The organism is Bradyrhizobium sp. NBAIM01 (genome assembly GCF_020194115.1).
Taxonomy (GTDB): domain Bacteria; phylum Pseudomonadota; class Alphaproteobacteria; order Rhizobiales; family Xanthobacteraceae; genus Bradyrhizobium; species Bradyrhizobium yuanmingense.
Map to the genome: position 1 here is coordinate 48,088 of NZ_JADYVU010000013.1, position 24,530 is coordinate 72,617.

Consider the following 24,530-nt stretch of genomic DNA (forward strand, 5'->3'; position numbering starts at 1 on the left):
AAGAGCTTACCGAGCTGACGTCGTCGCAAGGCTGCACCAATTGGCAAAGCCTCCGCCGGCGCCCGCCCGCGGAGGCTTTGCGCATTGACCGGGCCGCATGCGCTGACCACATTAGCTGTTGACGCAAGGTGTAGCTGCGATGTCGGGCGAACCCATCAAACCGCGCGGCCGCGATACCGTCTCGGCGCGAGCAGACGGCGTGCTGCCGCAAGCGCAAACCTCGACCTCGGAAGACATCGCCGCGTTCGTTGCCAAGGCGCGGACCCTCTCGCCGCATGCCCCGGGCGCAAGGGGGCGGCTGATCTTCGCGCTGGATGCGACCATGAGCCGGCAGCCGACCTGGGACATGGCCTGCGCGCTCCAGGCCGACATGTTTCGCGAGACCGCAGCGCTCGGCAGTCTCGACATCCGGCTGGTCTATTATCGCGGCCTCAACGAGTGCCGAGCCACGGCTTGGATTTCCGACAGCGCCAGGCTGGCGACGCTGATGAGCAAGATCGATTGCCGCGGCGGCGATACCCAGATCGGCAAGGTCCTGAGCGAGGCCAGGCGCGAGGCAGTCGCATCCGGCGTGCGGGCCGTGGTCTTCGTCGGCGATGCCATGGAGGAAGACATCGACGAGCTCTGCGCCAAGGCCGGCGAGCTCGGCATGCTCAAGGTGCCCGTATTCGTCTTTCAGGAGGGCCATGACGCGGTCGCCGAACAGGCCTTCCGCGAGATGGCGCGGCTGACTGGCGGTGCCTGGTGCCGGTTCGATCCCGGTGCGGCAGCGCAGCTGCGCGAGCTGTTGCGGGCAGCTGCGGCCTATGCCGCGGGTGGACGTGAGGCGCTGTTGAAGCTGGCTGGAAGCGTGAGTGGCGCGGCGAAGCTGATCAGCCAGATGAAATAGCGGCCCGGCCGGTGCGGCTTGCGGCGCTGGGCGCCATGCTTTTTGACAACAGCACGACTATATTCCGGCCATGACCCTGATCGCCGGCGCTGTCGCCGTTATCACGCTGTACCTGCTGCTCCAGATGTTCCGCTCCGCCAATCCAGCGGTGCTGGCGCGCACCCTCAAGTTCGGCGGCGGCGTGCTGGCGCTGGTGGTCGCGGCCTTCACCGGCTTGCGCGGCGAGCTGGCGGTTGCGATCCCGCTCGGAATTTTCGGCGCGGGCCTGCTCGGCTGGACACCACTCGCGAATGCCGGCTTCGGCAATGTCGGCGGGCTGTTCGGCGGCGGTGCGACGCGCCCGTCCGGGCAGGCCTCGCGGGTGCGCTCGCAATTCCTGGACATGCGGCTCGACCACGATTCCGGCCAGCTTTCCGGCCAGATCGTTGCGGGGCCTCATGCCGGGCGCAATCTCGACGAATTCGATCTCGCCGGCTTGCTCGCGATGGTCTCGACGTTCGACGCCGAGAGCGTGGCCTTACTTGAAAGCTATCTGGACCGCCGGTTTCCCGCTTGGCGTCAGAACGCGCAGGGCGATACGGCAGGGCGGCAGCGCCGCACGGCGGCGAGCAGCAAAATGACGGCGGAGGAAGCCTATCAGATCCTTGGCTTGCAGCCGGGAGCGGGGCGCGATGACATCAGCCGGGCCCACAAGTCCCTGATGAAGAAACTCCATCCCGACCAGGGGGGCTCGACGTATCTCGCTGCCCGGGTAAACGAGGCCAAGGATACTCTGCTTCGCACGCATAACGGCTAACTCCGGCACCAACGCTACAAACGCCCGTACCGCGTGAGCTCCGTTTGCTCTGTCTGCCGTCGCCCGCCCTTGTCGGCGTGGTCCATCCCCTTGAGCAAAGTTTTAACCGTAAATCCTTGACGAGAGGTTGTCGTGGAACAGCCTTGTCCGGAGCCTGCGGCATCACCGCCTCACCAAAACGAAAATGCCCGCGCAAGGCGCGGGCATTTGGTCTGGAGCGGAGAAGAAAATCAGTTGCGAACGGTGATGCAGGAGATCTCGGCACGCTTCAAGGTGCGGCAGACGGCTTCGGCCTGATCGCGCTCGAGCCCGGCGAAGCGGGCGCGGTAAAGCTTGCGATTGTCCTTGGCGACGACCGGCTCGGTGAACGGGTCCGCCTTGCTGAGCAGGCCGCGGGCCGAGTTGCGGGCCGCGTCGATGCGCTGCTGAGCTTCGTTCTCGCTCTCGAGCGCACCGACCTGGACGATCCAGCCGCTGTGGATGACGGCGGGCTTGGTGGTGGCGCTCATCTGGATCGGCTGCGGCGCCGGGTCGGCCGAGGCGAGCTTGGGTGCGGCGGGAGCCGGTGCGGCGGCGGTTGCGGCCGGCAGCACGCCAAGGATGCCGTTGCCGGTACCGAAGCCCGCCGGCTGCCGCGGCAGTTCGGTGCGGGCCATCTCGGCCTTCGGCGCTTCGGGCTGGCTCACCGCCTCCGGCTTGTTGATGAGATCTGCCCTGGCGACGACGGCACCGGAGGTTTCCGCGACGTCGGAGCGGTGCGGGACGGTGCTGGTGACCGGCGGCGCAACGACCTGGACACCACCTTGGGCCGGAGCCGCGGAGGCGACCTTCACGGCGCCGGCCTTGACCTGAACGGTCTTGACCCGAACCGGCTTCATCGGCTCGGACGAGCCGGGGATGATGGAGAGCGGCTGGCTCGAGATCACGCCATTGGTGAGCGGCGCCGGCTCCACCTTGGACTCCGTCGGCCGAGCTTCGGGTTTGGAGTGAGCGGGCGGCATCGCCGCAGTCGCTGCGGCCAGCGTCGACAGACGCGCGGCGAGGCGCGAAGGGGCGGCTTCGGGAGCAGGGGCCGCCGCGGCCTGGACCGGCAGGGCGGGCCGTGCCGGCATATCCGAGGCATCGGCGACATCGGTGTTGGCTTCAGTGCCGTTGCGCTCCGTGACCGCAGCGACAGTGCGGACGGTCGCACCCTTGTCGAGGTTCTCCGCGAGCAGGTTGCGCATGATGGCGTCGCGCGAGCCACCGCTGCGGCCGCCGAGCACCACGCCGATCAGGTGGCGGTTGCCGCGGCGGATCGAGCTGACGAGGTTGAAGCCGGAGGCGCGGGTGTAGCCCGTCTTGATGCCGTCCACGCCTTCGACACTGCCGAGCAGGCGATTGTGGTTGCGGATCGACTGTCCGCGCCAATTGAACGTCGAGGTCGCGAAATAGCGATAGTAGCGGGGGAAGCGCTCCTGAATGGCGCGACCCAGCGTGGCCTGGTCGCGCGCGGTCGTGACCTGCTCGTCGTTGGGCAGGCCGTTGGCATTGCGGTAAACCGTCCTGGACATGCCGAGCGAGCGCGCCTTGCGCGTCATCATCCGGGCGAAGTCGTCCTCGTCACCGGCGATCGCTTCCGCGATCACCACGGCTGCGTCGTTGGCCGAACGGGTGACGAGGCCCTTGATCGCGTCCTCGACGCGAATGGTCTGACCGGCACGCAGATTCAGCTTGGTCGGATCCTGGTCGGCGGCGTGCTTGGACACCGGCATCTCGGTGTCGAGCTTCATCTTGCCGGATTCGAGGCGCTCGAACAGCAGATAGAGCGTCATGATCTTGGTCAGCGAGGCCGGGTGGCGGATCGCGTCAGGGCTCGTCGCCTGGAGCACTGCGCCGGAATTGCCGTCGATGATGATGGACGCGAATTTCGAGCTGGAGCTCTCGGACACGTCGTGCTGCACCCGGTGGTGCGCGTAATGTCGACGATGGCGCCGCGCCTCGGCTGCGTCGACGGTGAAGATGACTGCGGTGGTGACCGTAAGAAGCCCGAAAACGCCAACCCGCGCCCAGCGCGAGGCAGACAAGTTTTTACGAAGCATGGAACCCCGTCCCCGTTTCTGACTTGATCACCGGCTCGTGAGGCGAAATTGTGCCCGACGGACCCGGGATCATTACCTGCTCAGGCTGTCCCTCCGCTGGTTGTTGGCCGCGGGGGACGTTGGACCCGAGCCGCTGTTCTGGCTAAGGTGATGTTCTCAAACGGCTTTTGGCCGCTCGCGGAAGTGACCACGTCCAGGGAATCAAGGTAGGGTGGCCCGGTTTCCAAAAGCTTAAGGAACCCTTGCGGGAAACCCCGGGAATCTCTGCGATTTGCGCCGGATTTGTGCGTCGCACAAGATTCTTGACTTTGTTGTGCGTTGCACTAATTTTGGGCGGAGTCAGGGAGCCGGGGCTTCCCGACGCGAGCCAGGGAAAAGGATTCCGAAATGTTCAAGGTTGAAGACTTCCAGAGCTACGGGAAAGAGCAGTTCGAGCAGTGCGTTGCCTCCGCGACCTCGGTGCAGCACGGCCTCCAGGCGATCGCCAGCGCCTATGGCGACTACACGAAGAAGTCGTTCGAAGACACCAAGTCCTTCGTCGAGAAGCTTTCCGGCGTGAAGTCGCTGGACAAGGCGATGGAAGCGCAGACCGATTTTGCCCGTTCCGCCTACGAAACCTTTGTCGCGGAATCGCAGAAGATCGCCGGCCTCTACAGCGACCTCGCCAAGCAGGCGTTCAAGCCGGTCGAGACCATCGTGTCGAAGTTCACCCCGGCCGCTCAGTAACGTCTCGAGACATCCTGGAATCGAAAAGCCCGGCTGAACCAGCCGGGCTTTTTGTTGGGGAGCGATGCGACCGTCAGCGTGCGACGCGCAGCTTCGACAGCGAAGTGCCGATATCCTTGAACACCGAGACCGTCTGGCTCGCCGAAGTGACCAGATAGAACTTGTCGCTGCCGCTGGCGCAATATTGCAGCACGCTCGAGGTCGGATCGCCGCCGGTGTTCACCTGCACCGTATAGATCGTGATGTTGTTGGGCTGGGCCTTGGCGTTGTCGCAGAGGACCTTCTGGCGAGCGTCGATCTGCGAAGCACCGCTGTACCAGCGGTTTTGCGTGTTGAGACCGTCGGAGAGCAGGACGATCGCATCCTTGTAGGTGTAGTTCGTGTCCTTGGCCGGGGCATTCATGGGGTCGCCCATCGACAGCGTCATCCAGCCCCAGGCAAGGCCGATGCCCTGGTTGGTGTTGCCGGTCGGAACCAGCTTGTCGATCAGAGATTTGAGCGAGGTCCAATCGTAACTGAGCGGCATGACCGGCTGGATGTAGGCCGAATTGCTGGAGTTGCAGTAGGAATATTGCTCGGCCGGGAAAAGCGTAGCCGAATTGCTGCTCACTGGAGTCGTGTTCTTGGTGTCATAGTCCTGGTCACGATCGGTGACGCACCCGTTCCACGTGTTGTGGTTCCTCGGTGTCCAAGTCTTGCCGTTATTAACGCAGGTCCACTGTCTCGTGTAGGAAGTGTTGCTACAGGTCCCGTTCACGGCCTCCCAGTCGGACCAATCGATCCAGCTCTTCGTGTAGTTGCTGCTGCCGACGTTGACGTCCTTGGCGAACGGCACGATCGAGATGTAGACGTCGCCGTTGGTCTTCGCGAGCGCGCTGAGCTGGTCGACCAGGTTCTTCGCGGCCGTTTTCATCGCCGGCATCTTGTCGTCGTACGCCATCGATCCCGTGACGTCGAGCACCAAGGCCACGCGCATGCGCGTTAGGCCCCAGGCGCTGGTGGATGAGGTGCCGACGTCGAGGGTCGGGAAGCCGGCGATCTTCATGAAGCTCGTCGTGTAGGTGCCGGTTCCGGTCAGCTGGATCGTCGAGCCGATACTGGTGCTCGCGTTGTAGGTGGCGCCGACGCTGACCGAGGGCAGGGTCTTGGTGTCCGTGAACAGGGCGTTGAAATAGGATTGGGCCTTGGTGGAGATCTGAGACGTCGAGATGGTGCCGGCGGACAGGTCCCGTGACAGCATCAGCGCGGTGGAATCGAGGGCCGACTGCATCGCGGTGCGCGCTTGGGCCGCGCGGCTATAGTCGATCGCCGCGCCGACGAAGCTCAGCACTGGAACGAGCGCAATGGCGAAGATCACTGCGATATTGCCTTGCTCGGCCGCTGCGAAACGGGCGAGTTGTCGACCAAGACGGCTGACGAGGGGCAGACCAGACATGACGATCCCCGAATTCTGTGTTTTGCCCGATTTCGCGCCATGCCATTGAATGGCAGGTAAATTGGACCGTAGAAAAACGGAGCGTTTTGCGGAAAACCGTCGCAGCCGGGTTAACGGCCGGGTTCCTGGTCAACACGTTCTAAACCTGCCGCGCGGAAATTTTTGTCAAATCGCTCCGGATTGATTAACCTGATCAGGATCGCCCCGACCGGGAATCGGGACTGCTGCGACCGCATGGGCTGAACCCCCGCGTGCTTGCGGCGGGCCGGGGGCAGGGCCATATTGCTGGCGAGCGATCCGGCCTCGACCGCATTTGCCGGGAGCGGCGATCCAAGGCGGCGCGCCTGCGCCAGGCTCCGAAGGGCGGGGTCGCGCGGTGACCGCCATTCGCTTCCGTGGGGAATTTGAACGCCTGTGCCATGCTGCAATTGACTTCCAGCCTCGATCTGTCCGCGCCAGCCGCTGCCGACGCGCCTCGCATGAGCAATGACGACAACCGTTCGGGTACTCCCTCGGGTCCGAGCACGTCGGTCATCACCAAGGTCAAGCCCAAGACCAAGCGGCCGAACCTGTATCGCGTGCTGATCCTCAACGACGACTACACGCCGATGGAGTTCGTCGTTCACGTGCTGGAGAAGTTCTTCAACAAGGACATCGAAGCCGCGACCAAGATCATGCTGCACGTCCATCATCACGGGATCGGGGAGTGCGGCGTGTTCACCTATGAGATCGCCGAGACCAAGGTGACGCAGGTGATGGACTTCGCCCGCAAGCACCAGCACCCGCTGCAATGCGTGATGGAAAAGAAGTAAGACGGCTTGCGGCGCGTTTGAAGCCGGCTCTTGTACAAGCCGCAGTGTGATTGTCGCGTAGCGGCTGCGCGCGGTGGGCTGCAGCCGGCAAAACTACGGAATTCTGCGCCGGCGCCGATCCCGCCCAAATCGGAACGGGTTTTGCATCGAAAATGCCGCAAGTGTGTCGCCGCCGAGTCGCGGAACCGGTCTTTCGCCGCGGTCTTGTATAACTATATGTGACAAAGGTTGTTGTTGCCTGACCGGGCGATGACGATCATGATGGTGGGGGCCATAGAGGACGCGAATGCCGACTTTTTCCCAAAGCCTTGAACAATCCCTGCATCGTGCGCTGGCGATCGCAAATGAGCGTCATCACCAATACGCGACGCTTGAGCATCTCTTGCTCTCATTGATCGACGACTCCGATGCAGCCGCCGTCATGCGCGCCTGTAGCGTCGATCTCGACAAGCTCCGTACGAGCCTCGTCAACTACCTTGAGACCGAATTCGAGAACCTGGTGACGGATGGCGCCGACGACGCCAAGCCGACCGCCGGTTTCCAGCGCGTGATCCAGCGCGCGGTGATCCATGTGCAGTCGTCCGGTCGCGAAGAGGTGACCGGCGCCAACGTGTTGATCGCGATCTTCGCCGAACGCGAGAGCCATGCCGCGTATTTCCTGCAGGAGCAGGACATGACGCGTTACGACGCCGTCAACTACATCAGCCACGGCATTGCCAAGCGGCCGGGCGTCTCCGAGGCGCGGCCGGTGCGCGGCGTCGACGAGGAGACCGAGACCAAGGGTAACGAGGACGCCAAGAAGAAGGGCGAGGCGCTCGAGACCTATTGCGTCAACCTCAACAAGAAGGCGCGCGACGGCAAGATCGATCCGGTGATTGGACGCAATTCCGAAATCAATCGCGCGATCCAGGTGCTGTGCCGCCGGCAGAAGAACAACCCGCTGTTCGTCGGTGAAGCCGGCGTCGGCAAGACCGCGATCGCAGAAGGGCTTGCCAAGCGCATCGTCGACAGCGAAGTGCCGGAGGTGCTGGCGGCCGCCACCGTGTTCTCGCTGGACATGGGCACGCTGCTTGCCGGCACGCGCTATCGGGGCGACTTCGAGGAGCGCCTGAAGCAGGTGCTCAAGGAGCTCGAGGCGCATCCCAACGCCATCCTGTTCATCGACGAGATCCACACCGTGATCGGTGCGGGCGCGACGTCGGGCGGGGCGATGGACGCCTCGAACCTGCTCAAGCCGGCGCTGGCCTCGGGCACGATCCGTTGCATGGGCTCGACCACCTACAAGGAATATCGCCAGCACTTCGAGAAGGACCGCGCGCTGGTGCGGCGCTTCCAGAAGATCGACATCAACGAGCCGACGGTCGAGGACGCCATCGCGATCCTCAAGGGCCTCAAGCCGTACTTCGAGGACTATCACCGGCTGAAGTACACCAACGAGGCGATCGAGGCGGCGGTGCAGCTCTCATCGCGCTACATCCACGACCGCAAGCTGCCCGACAAGGCGATCGACGTGATCGACGAGTCCGGCGCGGCGCAGATGCTGGTCGCCGAGAACAAGCGCAAGAAGACCATCGGCATCAAGGAGATCGAGACCACGATCGCCTCGATGGCTCGGATCCCGCCGAAGAGCGTGTCGAAGGACGACGCCGAGGTGCTCAAGCATCTCGAGCAGACCTTGAAGCGCACCGTGTTCGGGCAGGACAAGGCGATCGAATCGCTCGCCGCCTCGATCAAGCTGGCGCGTGCCGGCCTGCGCGAGCCGGAGAAGCCGATCGGCTGTTATCTGTTCTCTGGCCCCACCGGCGTCGGCAAGACCGAGGTCGCCAAGCAACTCGCGGCGACGCTCGGCGTCGAGCTGCTGCGGTTCGACATGTCCGAGTACATGGAGCGGCACACCGTGTCGCGCCTGATCGGCGCGCCTCCCGGCTATGTCGGCTTCGACCAGGGCGGCCTGCTCACCGACGGCGTCGACCAGCATCCGCATTGCGTGGTGCTGCTCGACGAAATCGAGAAGGCGCATCCCGACCTCTACAACGTGCTCCTCCAGATCATGGACCACGGCCGGCTCACCGACCACAACGGCAAGCAGGTCAACTTCCGCAACGTGATCCTGATCATGACCACGAATGCCGGCGCGGCGGATCTCGCCAAGCAGGCGTTCGGCTTCACCCGGTCGAAGCGGGAAGGCGACGATCACGAGGCGATCAACCGGCAGTTCGCGCCGGAATTCCGCAACCGTCTCGATGCCATCGTCTCGTTCGGCCATCTCAGCGTCGAGGTGATCGGCACCGTGGTCGAGAAGTTCGTGCTTCAGCTCGAGGCGCAGCTCGGCGACCGCGATGTGACCATCGAGCTGTCCGAGCCGGCGAAGGCCTGGCTGGTCCAGCACGGCTACGACGAGCAGATGGGCGCACGTCCCATGGCGCGCGTGATCCAGGAGCACATCAAGAAGCCGCTGGCCGACGAGGTGCTGTTCGGCAAGCTCAAGGGTGGCGGCCACGTTCGCGTCGTCCTTGTCAAGGACGACGCCGACGAGACCAAGGAGAAGATCGGCTTCGAATTCGTCGAGGGCCCGGTCACGCCGAAGCAGGAGAAGCTGCCCGGCACCCGCAAGCGCCCGCCGGGCAAATCCAAGCCGGGTGGCCCCGGCGGCTCAAAGGGGCCGACCTCCAAGGGGCCGCTGGTCAAGGTTTGATCGGCACGTGATGAAATCGAAAAGGCCGGCTGCAAAGCCGGCCTTTTTGTTTGCACCGATGTCTGCGCGAGGAGGCCTTACGTTCCGGCCTGCGGTTCGCGCGGTGGCCGCGGCTTTCTCGGTGCGCGCGGTGCTGCGTGCGGGACCGACGGCTGCATCGTCACGATGACCGGATTCGGCTTGTGATCGGTCGCGGCTCCGGTCGCTGCGTCGACGCCCATGCCGACGATACCGCCCAACAGGAGATTGCCCGCAAAACCCGCGGCTCCGCCCGTCTGGACGTCCCGGCTGAGCGGAACGATTTGCGGCTGATAGCCTTCCTTCTGGAAGGTGATCGAGATGTCGGCGTTCCGCTTGACGACCACGGAGCAAGGGGTCGTGCAGGTGGTCGGAACGTCCATTCCGCTGACGACGGCTTCCACGCCTGATGGTGTCGATGAAATGCTGATATTCTCCGTCGTACCGCGCGTGACCGACGCGCAGCCGCCCAGCATGACGCTGAGCGCCACAATTCCAAATGAACGCATGAAATGCCCCTTGTCCCACCGCCACTATGCGCAACCGGCGCGGGAGGGCAATAGGCCATTGCTCCGAATAGTTAAGCCACGCGGAGGTTGTGCACGACTACGCGCGAACCGGGTCGGGTCCGGCTATTCACCCCGCAGGCGCTGATCGTCCTGCACGCGGACGTGCTCGGCACCGCGCGCGCCGGCTGTGGAAAGCCGCAGCATGCTCAGCATCGCGCCGCACAGCGCAAATCCAACGCCGACAAGGAGCGCCAGCCTGGTCCCCTCAAGCGGATACCGTCCGAGCAACAGCGCCACCAGCGCCGCTCCGGTGGTCTGGCCGAGCAGGCGCGCCGTCCCCAGCATGCCGCTGGCGCCGCCGGCGCGCTCGCGCGGGGCGGCTGCGATCATGGTGCGGTTATTGGGGGTCTGGAACAGACCGAAGCCGGCGCCGGCGAGCGCCATCCGCCAGATCACGTCGAGCGGCGTTGGCGTCGCCGGCAGGAAGGCCAGCGCGCCAAGGCCGCAGGCGAATAGCGTGAGCCCAATACCGCCGAGCAGGCCGGCCGGATAATGCTCGACCAGGCGGCCGGCGAGAGGGGCCGCAAACGCCAATGCGATCGGCCATGGCGTGATCAACAGGCCCATATGCACGGCCGAATAGCCGAAGCGGCTCTGGAGATAGAAGGGGATCGCGACGAAGGCCAGCATCTGCCCGCAGAACGATGCGATCGAGGTCGCAATCGACAGCGCGAACACGGGGATGCGCAGCAGGTCGATTGGCAAGAGTGGCGAGGTCATGTGAGTCTCGCGATAGATCAGCAGCGCACCCGCGGCGATCGCGATGGCAAACTGCACGAGACAGGTGATCGCGGCCTCGCCATGACCGACGTTGTCGACCGCCGCGATGCCGACGCCGAACGTGATCGCCGACAGCCCCGCACTCTGCCAGTCGAACGAGCGGCTCGCGGGCTTGGTGTGCGGCAGGCTGCGCAGGCCCAGCACCAGCGTCACCACGCCGAGCGGCACGTTGATCGCGAACAACCAGGGCCAGCTTCCGACCGCGAGGATGCCGGCGGCGAGTGTCGGGCCGATCGCGGCCGAGAAGGCGACGACGAGCGCGTTGAGCCCGATGCCGCGGCCGAGCAGGCTGCGCGGATAGGTGAAACGCACCAGCGCGGCGTTGACGCTCATGATGCCGGCCGCGCCAAAGCCCTGGAGGATGCGCGCGATCGTCAGCAGCGGCAGCGTGTGGGCCAGCGCACAGAAGGCCGAGGCCAGCGTGAACAGCGCCAACCCGACCAGATAGACGCGGCGATAGCCGACGACCTCGCCGAGCGAAGCCAGCGGCAGCAGCGAGATCGTGATCGCGAGCTGGTAGCCGCTGACGATCCAGATCGACAAGGCCGGGGTCGCATCGAGATCGGCCGCGATCGTCGGCAGCGCCACATTGACGATGGTGCTGTCGACCACCGCCATGACGATGCCGAGCGCAATGGTCAGCACCGCCTGATTGCGTTGCGGCTGCGGCAGGCCGTCGGCATGCTCAATGGTGACTGTCGACATCGTGAGCGGCGTATCGTTGGCGAATCGGACTCGGCCACATGCCGAGTATTGCGCCAACAGGGCAGGGCCGCGATAGTTCCGGAACCGGCCGCCAGCGCGCCGGCTTACCCAAGCGCGCTTGATGCAGCTGTCCTACACCGCCGGTGGATTGCGGTCGCTGAAGGTCACGCGCTGGTGCCAGTAGGGATAGGGCAGCGTCACCGTGCTCGCGGCATCGAGCTTTGCGACCTGGTCCTTGGTCAAGGACCAGCCAACCGCGCCGAGATTTTCGCGCAGCTGGGTCTCGTTGCGTGCGCCGATGATCAGCGTCGAGACCGTCGGACGCTGCAGCAGCCAGTTCAGCGCGATCTGCGAGACGCTCTTGCCGGTCTCCTTCGCGATCTCGTCGATCGCATCGACGACACGGTAGACGTGCTCGTCCGAGACGGGCGGTCCGAATTCGGCCGTCTTGGGCAGGCGGCTGACTTCCGGTTTCGGCTGACCGCGGCGGATCTTTCCGGTGAGGCGCCCCCAGCCGAGCGGCGACCAGACCACGGCGCCCAACCCCTGGTCGAGGCCGAGCGGCATCAACTCCCATTCGTAGTCGCGCCCGATCAGGGAATAGTAGGTCTGGTTGGCGACGTAACGCGGAAAACCGTGCTTGTCGGCGACGCCGAGCGACTTCATCAGGTGCCAGCCCGAGAAATTCGAGACGCCGACATAGCGGATCTTGCCGGCGCGCACGAGCACGTCGAGAGTCGAGAGCACCTCTTCGGACGGCGTGAAGGCGTCGAAGCCGTGGAGCTGGAAAAGATCGATATAATCGGTGCCGAGCCGGCTCAACGAACCGTCGATGGCTTTGAGCAGGTGCTCACGCGACGAGCCGATATCGTTGGGACCGTCGCCAAAGCGGAAGGTCGCCTTGGTCGAGATCAGGACCTTGTCCCGGCGACCCTTGATGGCCTCACCGAGCACCCGCTCGGACTCGCCGAGCGAATAGACATTCGCGGTGTCGAACATCGACACGCCGGCCTCGAGGCAGATGTCCAGAAGACGCCGCGCCTCGGTCGCGTCCGTCGTGCCCCATGCCGCAAGGCGGCCGACGCCGCCGAACGTGCCCGTTCCCAGGCTCAAGGCAGGCACCATAAGGCCGGACCGGCCCAAGCGTCGGTATTCCATCGGAATGCTCCCTGGCTGGCCGCTAATGATCGTGGCGGCCTTGGCGGCGGAAGATACTGCAAGCAGGCGCCGTGTCCTATCACCTGCTCACATACCGGCCCTGCTCGGCATGACCTGATCGTGCAGATGACAGCCTGCTGGAATGCACCTCAATGCCGCAGCTGACTCTGCCTGAAGTCGCGCGGCGACATCCCGAAATGCTCGCGGAAGACGCGGCCGAAATGCGAGAGGTCGTTGAAGCCCCAGGCGAAGGCGATCTCGCTGATGTGGCGATGGGCGAGCAGAGGCGAGGCGAGATCTCTCCGACATCGGGCGAGGCGTTCGGCAAGGACATGACGCTGGAAGGAGGTGTCCTCGTCTGCGAGAAGATCGTTGACATAGCGCGGCGAGATGCCGAGCGCGGCTGCGGTCTCAGCGACCGAGAGATCGGGATCGGTGAGGTGCGCGCGGATGTGCGCCTTCACTCGGTAGAGCAGGGCCGAGCGGTGGGTCGAGGACGGCAGCGATGACTTGCCGAGCCGCTCGCTCAATGCCATCGCAAGCAGATCAACTGCCTGCTCCGACAGCGCCGTAGCCGTATCCAGAGCCAAGCTATCCGCATTCTGGCAGAGCCGGACAATGAAATCATAGGCGAGCCGCTCGAGCGGTGCGTCGGCGCCAAATGACATTGCTGTCAGCGTCTCGGTGCCGCCGAGCCGCCGCTGCAGCATCTCGCGTGGGACCTTGAAGATGGTCTGCGTAAAACTGTCGTTGAACTTCAGCTCGTACGGGCGCGTCGTGTCGTAGAGCGCGAACTCGCCGGGGTGGATCACGGTCTCGCGGCCGTCCTGTACAACGCCACCGTTGCCGCGATTGCCGAGTGCGACTAGGACGAAACCCTGATCCGAGCGCGCGATGCGCGACGGTGTGCGGAAGACGTGCTGGCGGTCCGAGCAGACCTCGGAGCACACGGCCTTGCCGAGCGAGGCCTGCGTGACCGAGCCATGAAAGGCGCTGCCGAGGTCGGACTTGCAGTCGAGCCCGACGAAGACGTCGCAGACGATGTCCTGCCAGAGCGCGAGCCGCCGGTAGCCGGGACTGCCGTCTGTCGTGAACTGGATTGGCATCAGGACAGCCTCCCTTTCACATCCTGCAAAACCGCATGTTGGCGCAGATCGAGCCTGACCGGAGGCAAATTCCGTACCGGGCGATCCCTTCCAGTCGAGTTTTTGTTCCGCCGTGGTCGAGCGCCTGGCCGCCCAGCTTGGCCAAATAGACTGCATCGGACGTGGCTTGCGATCAACCGGCAATGGAGGCGGCAATGGGCATCGAACATCCGAAATACAAGGTTGCGGTGGTGCAGGCGGCACCGGCCTGGCTCGATCTCGACGCCTCGATCGACAAGTCGATCGCGCTGATCGGGGAGGCCGCGGAAAAGGGCGCCAAGCTGATCGCCTTTCCTGAAGCTTTCATCCCCGGCTACCCCTGGCACATCTGGCTGGACTCCCCGGCCTGGGCGATCGGGCGGGGCTTCGTGCAGCGCTATTTCGACAACTCGCTGTCCTATGACAGCCCGCAGGCCGAGCGCCTGCGCGAGGCCGTGCGCAAGGCAAGGCTCACCGCCGTGATCGGCTTGTCCGAGCGCGACGGCGGCAGCCTTTACCTCGCGCAATGGCTGATCGGCCCTGATGGCGAGACCATCGCAAAGCGCCGCAAGCTGCGGCCGACCCATGCCGAGCGCACGGTCTATGGCGAAGGCGACGGCAGCGACCTCGCCGTGCATGCGCGGCCCGACATCGGCCGGCTCGGCGCATTGTGCTGCTGGGAGCATCTGCAGCCGCTGTCGAAATATGCGATGTACGCTCAGAACGAGCAGGTCCATGTCGCGGCCTGGCCGAGCTTCTCGCTCTACGATCCCTTCGCGCCGGCATTAGGGGCCGAGGTCAACAACGCGGCTTCGCGCGTCTATGCGGTGGAAGGCTCCTGCTTCGTGCTCGCGCCTTGCGCCACCGTCTCGCAGGCCATGATCGACGAGCTCTGCGACCGGCCGGACAAGAATGCGCTGTTGCATGCGGGCGGCGGCTTTGCGGCCATCTACGGCCCCGACGGCAGTCAGATCGGGGACAAGCTGGCACCCGATCAGGAAGGCCTGCTGATCGCCGAGATCGATCTCGGCGCCATTGGCGTTGCCAAGAATGCTGCCGATCCCGCCGGACATTATTCGCGGCCCGACGTCACACGGCTGCTGCTCAACAAGAAGCGGTACCAGCGGGTCGAGCAGTTCGCGCTGCCGGTCGACACTGTCGAGCCTATGGACATTGCGGCGGCGGCAAGCTGAACGCGGCGATCACGGGGAGGGCATCGCTATGGAATCCGCAATTCCTGCGCATCTCGAAACGCCACGCACGCGCCACAAGCGCGTGCCGGACGATTACCAGCCGCCATATCCGTCCTTCGTGGCGCGCTACAAGCCTTCGGTCAGCCGGGTCGTGATGGCCTATTTCGGTGTTCAGTATGGCGGTGCGGCACCGGAGGCAGCAATTGACGCGTTGAAAGAACTCGCAGGACTGTTCGCAATGGATGGCGGTCCGTCGCATTGGGACCGGGCAAGCTATAGAGATCAGTCCGGCAGCGAGAATGTTGTCACGGTCGCTTATTGGGACGATCTCGCACGCTTTGATGCCTGGTTCGCGCAGGCTCGCGAGATGTGGACCGGGCGGCAACGCGAAGGCATCGGTACCTTCGTCGAGGTGCTGCGTCCTATTGTGGCCCGTCACGAGACGCTGTTCTCCTCGCCCGATCGGCCGGAAGGTGTCGCCGTCGTTGCGGAGGGCATGAGCGGCGAGGTGCAGGAGCACGCCTATTGGGGCGGGATGCGCGACCGTATCCCGCTGTCGCAGACTGATGCGATGGCGCCTGGTGGCGCGCCTGAGCTGATTTGCGACGGCCCGCGGCTGAGAGTCGTGGCGCACGATAATCTCTGCCTGATCCGGTCCGGGCAGGACTGGAGCGATACGGAAGCATCCGAGCGAAAGCTCTATCTCGACGACGTCGAACCGGTGCTACGCGAAGGCATGGACTTTCTGCGCGATGATGGCCTCGCGATTGGCTGCTATGCCAACCGCTACATGCAGGTGCTGGCGGCCGACGGAAGCGCGAGCGAAAAATCCTACGGGCAGAGCTGGTGGAAGAGCCTCGCCGCGCTCGAACGCTGGGCGGAGTCGCATCCGACCCATGTCAGGATCTTCGGCGCGGCCATGAAATATCTGTCGACGCTCGGGCCGTCAGCCAAGCTGCGGCTCTATCACGAAGTGACGGTGGCGGCCGCCGACGAACAGTTCTTCGAATATCTGAACTGTCACCCGAAGACAGGCATGCTAGCGGCGGTCGAAACTGTCAGCACCTAAGCGACACAATGGCCGAGCAGCTCGGGATGTGCCGCGCAGATGTGATGCGCGCCGGCCTCCCGCAGCTCGCTTTCGCTGCCATAGCCGTAGAGCACGCCGATGGCGGTCATGCCGTTGGTGCGGGCGCCGACCACGTCGTGGCTGCGGTCGCCGATCATGAGCGCGCTGTTCGCATCGACGCTGGTCTCGTCGAGCGCGTAGCGAAGCAGGTCGCGCTTGTCGACACGCGTGCCGTCGAGCTCGGAGCCGAACACGCGTTCGAAATACGGCTTCAGGCCGAAATGATCGACGATGCGGCTGGCGTAGACGGCGGGCTTGCTGGTCGCCACGAACATGCGCTGACGTGTCGCTGCGAGCGAAGATAACGTGTCCGTAATTCCGCTGTAAGCCTCGTTCTCGAACAGGCCGATATCGCTAAAGCGCTCGCGATAGAGCAGCAGTGCTCGGTCGGCGAGCTCATCGGCTCCGGTGAGCTTGCGAAGGCTGGCAAGCAGCGGAGGGCCGATGCACCAGGTCAGTTCGTCCTCGCTCGGCACGGGAACGCCGAGCCGTTCCAGCGCATATTGGATCGAGCGGGTGATCCCGGGCTTCGGGTTCGTCAGCGTGCCGTCGAGATCAAAAAAGATTGTCACCATCGGGCATGACCGGTGTTGATACTGCCGTCTGTTGCTAGTTGGCTCTGGTTCCAAGTCAAGGTCCGATTTGTCCGATAGCGTCAATGCCATGCAAATTGCTCGGGTCATTGCTGTCTTGTCCCAAGTCCTCCTGCTGGCGCCGGCGCTTGCAGAGGAGGCGCCGTCCCCCGATGCGGCTCCGAAGGCCGCGGAACCCGAGAAGCCGGCGGAGAAGCCGAACGACGCGCCCGCGAGCGACACGCGGGAGTCAATTTGCCTGATCGTGGAGGCAGCCGCGCGCGACAACAGCCTGCCGCTGGAATTCTTCGCGCGCGTGATCTGGCAGGAAAGCCGCTTCCAGGCCGATGCGGTCGGGCCGATGACGCGCAGCGGCAAGCATGCGCAGGGGATCGCGCAGTTCATGCCCGGCACTGCCAGCGAGCGCGGGCTGCTCGATCCCTTCAATCCAGTGCAGGCCTTGCCGAAGTCGGCCGAATTCCTGAATGAGCTGCGCAACCAGTTCGGCAATCTCGGCCTTGCCGCGGCCGCCTACAATGCCGGCCCTCGGCGCGTGCAGGAATGGCTCGCCGGCACCGGGCCGATGCCGGAGCAGACCCGCAATTACGTGTATGCCATCACCGGCACCAGCGTCGATGCCTGGGCCAAGGCGGGGAGCACCGGCAAGGGACCACCGAGCTCGCCGACGACGAGCTGCCGTGATCTGATCGCGCTGCTCAAGCGTGCTCCCAATCCATTCGTCGCCGAGCTCGAGCAGCATGTCGAGCTTGCAGCCGCAAAGATCTGGGGCGTGCAGCTCGCGGCCGGCTTCGACCGCAACAGGGCGCTCGCGATGTATTCCCGGGCCGTGACGAAACTGAGCACCGTGATCGGCGAGCGTGATCCGAGCCTGCTCTCCTCGGTGATGCGCAGCCGTGGCACGCGCGCGTTCTATCAGGTCCGCATCGGCGCGGATACGCGCGCCGAGGCTGATGATCTGTGCAACCGCATCCGCAAGGCGGGCGGGGCGTGTTTCGTGCTGAGGAACAGGGGTGTGGCGGGGTAGGATGAGCCGTCATTCCGGGTTCGCGCCAAGTGTAGCGCCCCGGAATGACGGCGGTGGATGTGCCGCGCATGCCAGCCCCGCCGCGCGGTTCCTTGACGCGAGGCGCCGTCTCGCCCGTTATGCGGGCACGATTCCTTACCGGCCAAAGCTCCCGTGGCGCTTCCTCCGCTCGATTCACCGCAATGGAATAGTCCCTGGCGCGCCTTCGGGTGGGGACTGCGCTCGATCACGCAGACGATCCTCACCATCGTGCTGTTCGTGACCTATCTCGGCATCGGTGCGCTCGCTCACGACACCCATTTCAGCCTGCTCTGGGCATTGTGCTCGACGCTGTTCGTCTGGGCAGGTCCGGCGCAGATCATCCTGATCACCACGCTCGGCTCGGGCGCCACCATCATCCAGTCGGCGATCGCGGTGACCGTCAGCGCCATCCGCCTGTTTCCAATGGTGGTCTCGGTGCTGCCGCTGATGCGCACACCCACGACCAAGCGGCGCGAGCTGATTTTCGCCGCGCATCTCACCGCAGTGACGCTGTGGGTCGAATGCCACCGCTTCCTGCCGCAGGTGCCGCGCGAACGGCGGATCGCCTTCGTCCACGGGCTCGGCTGCGGGCTCGTCTCCGTGTGCCTTGTCGCCAATATCGTCGGCTATTTCCTCGCCGCCAACCTGACGCAGACGCTTGGTGCGGCGATCCTGTTGCTGACGCCGCTTTCGTTCCTGTTCTCGACGGCGCGCAACAGCCGCGAGGTCGCCGACGTCGTCGCGCTCGTGCTGGGCATCGTGCTCTATCCGCTGGCGGCGAAGATGAACTCCGGCCTCGATATCCTCGTCAGCGGCGTGGTCGCCGGGACGATCGCTTATGGCGTGCACTGGTGGCGGGAGGTACGCGCATGAGCTTTGCGCAAGCGATCGGCGACTGGCACGCGCTGGCCGTCCTGTTCGTCGCCGGCGTCGTTCCCAACCAGATCTGGCGCATGCTGGGCCTGTGGTTCGGCGGCGGCATCGACGAGGGCTCGGAGCTGCTGGTCTGGGTCAGAGCGGTCGCCACCGCGATCCTGGCCGGCGTCATCGCCCAGATCGTGGTCCAGCCACCGGGCGCGCTGGCCAGCGTGCCTGATGTCCTGCGCTATGGCGCGGTCGGTGCCGGGCTCGTCGTTTTCCTGCTGACCCGCCGTTCGATCTTCGCGGGCGTGGTCACGGGCGAAGTCTTCATGCTGGCCGGCAAGTGGTGGTTGGGCTAAAACCGCCAGCGAACAGCCAGGGAACAGGACATATGGTTCGCGAACAGGAGCTCCGCGAGGGCGAGGTCGCCATCGAGCTGCCGCCGACGCAAGATGCCGGCCTCGTCTTCATCGGCCGGATCCGCACGCCCTGGTCGTCGCGGCTGGAGACGCCGCGGCAGGGACGTCACGACGGTCCGATCTGCCGCCTCGAGATCTTCGAGCCGTTCGTGCCGGCCATCAAGGGCGTCGACTTCTACAGCAACCTCGAAGTGCTCTATTGGCTCGACCGCTCGCGCCGCGACATCGTCCTGCAGAGCCCGAAGAACAACGAGAAGACCCGCGGCACGTTTTCGCTGCGCTCGCCGGTGCGGCCCAATCCGATCGGCACCTCGATCGTCAAGCTGGTCGGCATCGAAGGCAATGCCATCCTGGTGCGCGGCCTCGATTGCATCGACAACACGCCGCTGATCGACATCAAGCCCGACCGCTGCGAGTTCACGCCGCTGGCCGCGCCGCAGACGGGCGATTTCGAGACGGAGTGAGGGGCCTCCGCTCCAACCTCGTCATTGCGAGCGCAGCGAAGCAATCCAGGATCCCTCCACCGAGGCAGTCTGGATTGCTTCGTCGCAAGAGCTCCTCGCAATGACGAGGATGCAGCGCCGGCTACCCCTTCAACGCCGCCATCAGCTTCGCCGCGTGCTCTTGCAGCACCTTGTCGTCTTCCTTGCGGCTCGCAGGCGGCAGCATGGCGACGCCGTCGTGGCGCGGCATCACGTGCATGTGCAGGTGAAACACCACCTGTCCGCCGGCAGGCTCGTTGAACTGCTGCACTGTGATGCCGTCGGCATTGAACGCCTTCATTGCGGCGGCCGCGATCTTGTGCGCGCCTCGGGCGACATGGGCGTAATCGTCGGGCTTGATGTCGAGGATGTTGCGGGCAGGAGCCTTCGGGATCACCAGCGTGTGACCGGGCACGCGCGGCATGATGTCGAGGAAGGCGAAGACGTGCTCATCCTCGTAGACCTTGTAGCAGGGCAGCTCGCCGCGCAGGATTTTCGCGAAGATGTTGTTAGTGTCGTAGGCGGTCATGGCGGCGGCTCCTCGAACGATTTGCGCTTACTGTCACCAGCCGTGGCGACGCGTCAAGGCGCCTCGTCGGCCGCTTTGCGGAACGGGCCGAGCTCGGCGAGCTCTCGTCCGGCTTCCGCGACATAGGCGCGCTCGCGCTTGAGGTAATCGTCGATGGCGCGGCGCAGGCCGGGATCGGCGATGAAGTGGGCGGAATGAGTGGTGCGCGGCAGGTAGCCGCGCGCGATCTTGTGCTCGCCCTGCGCGCCGGCCTCGACGTGTTTGAGGCCGCGCTTGATCGCGAAATCGATCGCCTGGTAGTAGCAGACCTCGAAATGCAGGAACGGGTGATGCTCGACCGCGCCCCAGTTGCGGCCGAACAGCGTGTCCGAGCCGATGAAGTTGATCGCGCCCGCGATCCAGCGGCCGTTTCGGCGGGCCATCACCAGCAGCACGTCCTCGCTCATGGACTCGCCGATCAGCGAGAAGAACTCGCGCGTCAGGTACGGCCGGCCCCATTTGCGCGAGCCGGTCTCCATGTAGAATGCGAAGAAGGCATCCCAGGCATCCTCGGTGATGTCCTTGCCGGTGAGCCAGTGAATGGTGACGCCGGCGGCGAGTGCATCGCGCCGCTCGCGCTTGATCGATTTGCGGTGGCGCGAGTTCAGCGTCGCCAGGAAGTCGTCGAAGCTCGCAAAGCCCTCATTGTGCCAGTGGAACTGCTGGTCGGTGCGCTGGAGGAAGCCGTGCTCGGCGAGCAGCTTCCATTCTGACTCCCGCGCGAAGGTGACGTGGACGGAGGAGGCCTTGCTGACGCCGCACAGCGCTATGAGTCCACTCGCCAGCGCCTCGGTGATACGCTCGCGATCGACGCCATCACGCACCAGCAGCCGCGGCCCCGTGGCCGGCGTGAAGGGAACCGAGACCTGGAGCTTCGGGTAGTAGCGCCCGCCGGCGCGCTCATAGGCATCCGCCCAGCCGCGATCGAAGACGTACTCGCCCTGGCTGTGCGATTTCAGATAGCAGGGCACGACGCCAGCCACGCGGCCGCCGAGCCGGGCGACCAGATGCCGGGGTCCCCAGCCAGTCCGGATCGTGGCCGAACCCGATTTCTCGGCCGCAGAGAGAAAGGCGTGGGAGACGAACGGGTTATAGGCGAGTTTTAAGATGCTGGCGGAATCGCCTGGAAGAGCGGATGAGGTTCCCGCGCCATGGCCATTACAAGCTTTGCCCGGATTCGCGCAGGCGTCCCAATCCTCGGGCGAGACTTCGCCGATGGACGGGACGGCCTCGAGCGTAATTTCGGATGATGGCATCGTGCCCAAGATCGTGCATTGCAGCAGCGACTTCAAGGGGTGGAGAAAGCTCGCTCTCGTGCCCCGGACGCAGCGCAGCGCTCCTTCAGCGGGCGCTGCAGAGCCGGGGCCCATGTGGCAGCGCGCTCGTGGAGAGATGGGTCCCGGCTCTGCGCCGCAACGCTGAAGCGTTGCAGCTTGTCCGGGACACGCGAGGTGCTACGGCACGAATCCCTCGAAGATCATCTGGTCCGCATACCGCCCGACCCGGCTCCGCTGCTCCGGGGTGCGGACGGTCCAGCCGAGCAGGGCGCAGCCGAACAGGTTGCGGGCAATCCAGGGGGCGGGGGCCGGGAGGTGGTCGACCTTGAAGGCGACGAAATGCGGCTGGGTCTGCAAGCCATGGCGCAAGTACAGCATGCTGTCACGCTGCTCTTGGGTGAGGTTGGCCCAGTACTCGTCCTCATAGCTCCGCTGCGCGACGATGCCGCGCGGACGGTTGGGCAACAGGTCACGCAGCGCCAGCACCTGGTCGGGATCGAAGGACATGCCGACGGCGGGGCCGTCATACGAGGCCAACACCTCGGCCATCCGCTTCACCAGCTTGCGATCGCCACCGAAATGGCTCTTCACCTCGATCACCAGGGGCACACGTCCGGCGACCATGGCGCAGAGGTCGGCGAGCGACATCATCCGCTCGTCGGTGTCCTTGAACCTGACGGCCTTCAGCTCGGTCGCGGTCTTTGCGATCACCTCGCCGGTGGCCTCGGTGAGTCGGCCCAGGGCATGGTCGTGATGGACCATGGCCTCGCCGTCGGCCGAGAGCTGGATATCGACCTCGATCGCAAAACTACCAGCAATCGCAGCCTGCACCGCGCCCGGCATGTTCTCGACGATGCCGCGCGAAATGTCATGCAGGCCGCGATGGGCGACCGGCCGCGCTGTCAGCCAATCCGGAGCGCGCATTTGGCGTCAGGCGACCTCGAACACGCCTTCGACCTCGACCGCCGCATCCGCGGGCAGCGAGGCGACGCCGACGGTGGTGCGGGCGTGGCGGCCCTTGTCCCCGAAGGCGGCAACCATCAGGTCGGAGGCGCCGTTGAGCACCTTCGGCCCATCCAGGAAATCCGGGGCCGAGTTGATGAAGCCGCCGAGGCGCACCACGCGTACGACCTTGTCGAGATCGCCGAGCGCCGCCTTGACCTGGGCCAACAGGTTGACGGCGCAGCCGCGCGCGGCTGCGGCGCCGTCCTCGATCGAGACGCCGGCGCCCAGCTTGCCCTTGGCGATCAGCTTGCCGGCGGGGTCGAAGCAGACCTGGCCGGAGACGAAAAGGAGGTTGCCCGTGCGCACAAAGGGCACGTAGTTGGCGACGGGGGAGGGGGCCTCGTGCAGCTTGATGCCTTGCTCCGCCAGTTTCTGCTCGACCGTGCCCGCCATGTCCGACCTCGTTGTCCAAAAATCCTTCGCTCCGGCGCGTCCCCTGGATGGCCGGGCGCGCCCTGTTTCGCCCATCGTGCCGCCACATGCAAGCAACCGGAGGGGCTGCATTTTGTTGAGGCTGGCCGGCAGGTTCAACGTGGAGGGGCAATTTTACGTGGACGGCCTCAGTTGCGGCGCAATGGAACGGTCATTAAAATGTCGAATCTGCGCTTTCCTCAGGGAACAGACATGGTGCATCTTTTCCGGACTTCGCTCGGTGTGATGGCGCTTGCCGCGGCCAGTGTCGGCCTTGGCGGCGTAGCCGAGGCCGCCAACGGTCCGTTTCTCGCGCACCAGGCGCTGTATGATCTCCGCCTCGTCAAATCGCGTACCAATTCGGTCAATAGCGCCCGCGGCCGGATCCTCTACAATTTCACGGGGAACGCCTGCGAGGGCTATACCTCGGAATTCCGCCAGGTCTCCGAGCTCGACAGCGGCGAGGGCAAGGTCACGCTCAGCGACCTCCGCTCCAACTCCTGGGAGGACGCCGCCGGCAAGAGCTACCGTTTCAAGATCGAGACGCGCATGAACGAGACGGATGCCGGCCGCGTCGACGGCTCGGCCGAGCGCGACGGCGACCACATCAACGTCAAGCTCAGGCTGCCGGCGCCGAAGACGTTCACGCTCGACGGCAAGATCGTGTTCCCGACCGAGCAGATCCAGCGCATCATCGCCGCCGCGAAGGAAGGCAAATCGCTGCTGGAGCTCTCCGTCTATGACGGCTCCGATGACGGCCAGAAGGTCTACAACACGCTGACCGTGATCGGTCAGCCGATCCCCGCCGACCGCGCCACCTCGTCCGATCCGTCGACTGCGGACGAGCACATGAAGTCGCTCAAGCGCTGGCCAGTCACCGTCAGCTATTTCGACCGCGAGGCCCAGCAGAAGGAGGGCGAGCAGACGCCGGTCTATGCGATGGCGTTCGAGCTCTACGAGAACGGCGTCTCGCGCCAGCTCATGCTCGACTACAACGATTTCGTCATCTCCGGCGCCATGGGCAAGTTCGACGTGAAGGACAGCAAGCCCTGTAATTGAGGGCTAGGTCTCTCGTCGCGAGCAGCGTCGTAGGGTGGGCAAAGCGGATCGTGCCCACGCTTTCTCTCGATAATCGTTGATAGATGGTGGGCACGGCGCAAGTGCGCCTTTGCCCACCTTACGAGATCTCTCTTGGTCGCTTCGCTCCTCGCAATGACGGGGCTAGCTCTCGTCACACTCTCCCGCTACGCTCCCTCCCAACCACAAATTCGGGGAGCCAGCCCATGCCGAAGCTCGACCATCTCCGCCCCAGCGGCCTGCATCACAATCCAGCCTATTCCCACGTCGTCACCGCGACGGGGGCGCGCACGATCTACATTTCCGGCCAGGTCTCGACCGACGAGGAGGGCCGGATCGTCGGCGAGGGCGATATCGCTGCGCAGACCACCCAGGTGATGCAGAATCTCGGCCTCGCGCTGAAGGCCGCGGGGGCGAGCTATTCCAACATCGTCAAGATCACGACCTTCGTGGTGAACTACAAGCCGGAGCTGCGGCCCATCATCGGCAAGGCCCGCTCGGCCTTCTTCGAAGGCATGGAGCCGCCGGCCTCGACGCTCGTCGGCGTCTCCGCGCTCGCTGCGCCGGAATGGCTGATCGAGATCGAGGCGGTCGCGGTTGCGGATTGAGGTTTTCCTGTAGCCCGGATGAAGCGCAAGCGTAATCCGGGAAGCCTGTCGCCACGGAGCACTGTCCCGGATTG

General features: G+C 64.9%; 24 protein-coding genes. 13 read left to right on the forward strand and 11 right to left on the reverse strand.

The annotated features are described in order from the left end of the window. Positions 1-139 precede the first annotated feature (139 nt). Positions 140-889, forward strand: a complete 750-nt coding sequence (locus I6F31_RS29525) for a hypothetical protein (protein WP_036025619.1) — start codon at positions 140-142, stop codon at positions 887-889. A 70-nt stretch (positions 890-959) separates the two neighbouring features. Then, positions 960-1,685, forward strand: a complete 726-nt coding sequence (locus I6F31_RS29530; RefSeq protein WP_036015208.1) for a DnaJ domain-containing protein — start codon at positions 960-962, stop codon at positions 1,683-1,685. A gap of 230 nt (positions 1,686-1,915) precedes the next feature. Here the strand turns inward: I6F31_RS29530 and I6F31_RS29535 are convergent, their stop codons facing one another. After that, positions 1,916-3,766 (reverse strand): D-alanyl-D-alanine carboxypeptidase, encoded by a 1,851-nt coding sequence (locus I6F31_RS29535; RefSeq protein WP_225144612.1) that lies wholly within the window; start codon positions 3,764-3,766, stop codon positions 1,916-1,918. Between the two features lie 387 nt (positions 3,767-4,153). Between I6F31_RS29535 and I6F31_RS29540 the strand changes: the two genes are divergently transcribed. Then, positions 4,154-4,492, forward strand: a complete 339-nt coding sequence (locus I6F31_RS29540) for a phasin family protein (protein ID WP_028135884.1) — start codon at positions 4,154-4,156, stop codon at positions 4,490-4,492. A gap of 73 nt (positions 4,493-4,565) precedes the next feature. Here I6F31_RS29540 and I6F31_RS29545 read toward each other — a convergent pair whose 3' ends face one another. After that, on the reverse strand, positions 4,566-5,927 hold the full coding sequence (locus I6F31_RS29545; protein ID WP_225148396.1) for a TadE/TadG family type IV pilus assembly protein: 1,362 nt from the start codon (positions 5,925-5,927) through the stop codon (positions 4,566-4,568). 479 nt (positions 5,928-6,406) lie between these two features. On the opposite strand from I6F31_RS29545, the gene clpS reads away from it, so the two are divergent. Continuing rightward, entirely contained in the window at positions 6,407-6,739 is a 333-nt protein-coding gene (gene clpS, locus I6F31_RS29550) for an ATP-dependent Clp protease adapter ClpS (protein WP_036015195.1), read from the forward strand. A 286-nt stretch (positions 6,740-7,025) separates the two neighbouring features. Further along, positions 7,026-9,434, forward strand: coding sequence for an ATP-dependent Clp protease ATP-binding subunit ClpA (gene clpA, locus I6F31_RS29555; RefSeq protein ID WP_225148397.1), 2,409 nt, complete (start codon positions 7,026-7,028; stop codon positions 9,432-9,434). A 77-nt stretch (positions 9,435-9,511) separates the two neighbouring features. On the opposite strand, the gene I6F31_RS29560 is transcribed toward clpA, so the two are convergent. The 4 genes from I6F31_RS29560 to I6F31_RS29575 all read right to left on the reverse strand — a co-directional run bounded on the left by I6F31_RS29560 (position 9,512) and on the right by I6F31_RS29575 (position 13,770). Beyond that, positions 9,512-9,961, reverse strand: coding sequence for a PEGA domain-containing protein (locus tag I6F31_RS29560; protein ID WP_036025610.1), 450 nt, complete (start codon positions 9,959-9,961; stop codon positions 9,512-9,514). A gap of 123 nt (positions 9,962-10,084) precedes the next feature. Continuing rightward, positions 10,085-11,506 carry an MFS transporter gene (locus I6F31_RS29565; RefSeq protein ID WP_225148398.1) on the reverse strand — a complete coding sequence of 474 codons (1,422 nt, stop codon included), beginning with the start codon at positions 11,504-11,506 and terminating at the stop codon, positions 10,085-10,087. A gap of 132 nt (positions 11,507-11,638) precedes the next feature. Then, complete coding sequence (locus tag I6F31_RS29570) at positions 11,639-12,664, reverse strand: aldo/keto reductase (RefSeq protein ID WP_036015181.1); 1,026 nt, start codon at positions 12,662-12,664, stop codon at positions 11,639-11,641. A gap of 149 nt (positions 12,665-12,813) precedes the next feature. Next, a complete protein-coding gene (locus I6F31_RS29575) occupies positions 12,814-13,770 on the reverse strand; it encodes a helix-turn-helix domain-containing protein (protein WP_225135735.1) in 957 nt (318 codons plus the stop codon). Between the two features lie 194 nt (positions 13,771-13,964). On the opposite strand from I6F31_RS29575, the gene I6F31_RS29580 reads away from it, so the two are divergent. Beyond that, on the forward strand, positions 13,965-14,981 hold the full coding sequence (locus tag I6F31_RS29580; protein ID WP_128265338.1) for a carbon-nitrogen hydrolase family protein: 1,017 nt from the start codon (positions 13,965-13,967) through the stop codon (positions 14,979-14,981). 28 nt (positions 14,982-15,009) lie between these two features. Continuing rightward, entirely contained in the window at positions 15,010-16,050 is a 1,041-nt protein-coding gene (locus I6F31_RS29585) for a phenylacetaldoxime dehydratase family protein (RefSeq protein ID WP_036025605.1), read from the forward strand. Here I6F31_RS29585 and I6F31_RS29590 read toward each other — a convergent pair. Then, the gene (locus tag I6F31_RS29590; RefSeq protein WP_225148399.1) at positions 16,047-16,685 is read right to left on the reverse strand and encodes an HAD family hydrolase; all 639 of its coding nucleotides are present in this window, start codon (positions 16,683-16,685) and stop codon (positions 16,047-16,049) included. The two genes, I6F31_RS29585 and I6F31_RS29590, sit on opposite strands and share 4 nt — an antisense overlap. Before the next feature lie 88 nt (positions 16,686-16,773). Between I6F31_RS29590 and I6F31_RS29595 the strand changes: the two genes are divergently transcribed. The 4 genes from I6F31_RS29595 to tsaA all read left to right on the forward strand — a co-directional run bounded on the left by I6F31_RS29595 (position 16,774) and on the right by tsaA (position 19,492). Continuing rightward, a complete protein-coding gene (locus I6F31_RS29595; RefSeq protein WP_225150148.1) occupies positions 16,774-17,727 on the forward strand; it encodes a lytic transglycosylase domain-containing protein in 954 nt (317 codons plus the stop codon). 153 nt (positions 17,728-17,880) lie between these two features. After that, positions 17,881-18,621 carry an AzlC family ABC transporter permease gene (locus I6F31_RS29600; protein ID WP_074448010.1) on the forward strand — a complete coding sequence of 247 codons (741 nt, stop codon included), beginning with the start codon at positions 17,881-17,883 and terminating at the stop codon, positions 18,619-18,621. After that, entirely contained in the window at positions 18,618-18,968 is a 351-nt protein-coding gene (locus I6F31_RS29605; RefSeq protein WP_036015173.1) for an AzlD domain-containing protein, read from the forward strand. The genes I6F31_RS29600 and I6F31_RS29605 overlap by 4 nt, the downstream gene beginning before the upstream one ends. Positions 18,969-19,000: 32 nt before the next feature. Further along, entirely contained in the window at positions 19,001-19,492 is a 492-nt protein-coding gene (gene tsaA, locus I6F31_RS29610) for a tRNA (N6-threonylcarbamoyladenosine(37)-N6)-methyltransferase TrmO (RefSeq protein WP_036025594.1), read from the forward strand. A gap of 121 nt (positions 19,493-19,613) precedes the next feature. On the opposite strand, the gene I6F31_RS29615 is transcribed toward tsaA, so the two are convergent. The 4 genes from I6F31_RS29615 to I6F31_RS29630 form a co-directional block, all read right to left on the reverse strand. Further along, on the reverse strand, positions 19,614-20,039 hold the full coding sequence (locus I6F31_RS29615) for an HIT family protein (RefSeq protein WP_057029794.1): 426 nt from the start codon (positions 20,037-20,039) through the stop codon (positions 19,614-19,616). 53 nt (positions 20,040-20,092) lie between these two features. Further along, positions 20,093-21,334, reverse strand: coding sequence for a GNAT family N-acetyltransferase (locus I6F31_RS29620; RefSeq protein WP_225150146.1), 1,242 nt, complete (start codon positions 21,332-21,334; stop codon positions 20,093-20,095). 198 nt (positions 21,335-21,532) lie between these two features. Continuing rightward, on the reverse strand, positions 21,533-22,279 hold the full coding sequence (locus I6F31_RS29625; protein ID WP_225113840.1) for a glycerophosphodiester phosphodiesterase: 747 nt from the start codon (positions 22,277-22,279) through the stop codon (positions 21,533-21,535). A gap of 6 nt (positions 22,280-22,285) precedes the next feature. After that, entirely contained in the window at positions 22,286-22,753 is a 468-nt protein-coding gene (locus I6F31_RS29630) for a RidA family protein (RefSeq protein ID WP_036015166.1), read from the reverse strand. 231 nt (positions 22,754-22,984) lie between these two features. Between I6F31_RS29630 and I6F31_RS29635 the strand changes: the two genes are divergently transcribed. Together I6F31_RS29635 and I6F31_RS29640 are read left to right on the forward strand one after the other, a co-directional pair. After that, positions 22,985-23,830, forward strand: a complete 846-nt coding sequence (locus tag I6F31_RS29635; protein ID WP_225150144.1) for a cell envelope integrity EipB family protein — start codon at positions 22,985-22,987, stop codon at positions 23,828-23,830. A 224-nt stretch (positions 23,831-24,054) separates the two neighbouring features. After that, positions 24,055-24,456, forward strand: coding sequence for a RidA family protein (locus I6F31_RS29640; protein ID WP_018646938.1), 402 nt, complete (start codon positions 24,055-24,057; stop codon positions 24,454-24,456). The last annotated feature ends 74 nt before the right edge of the window (positions 24,457-24,530 follow it).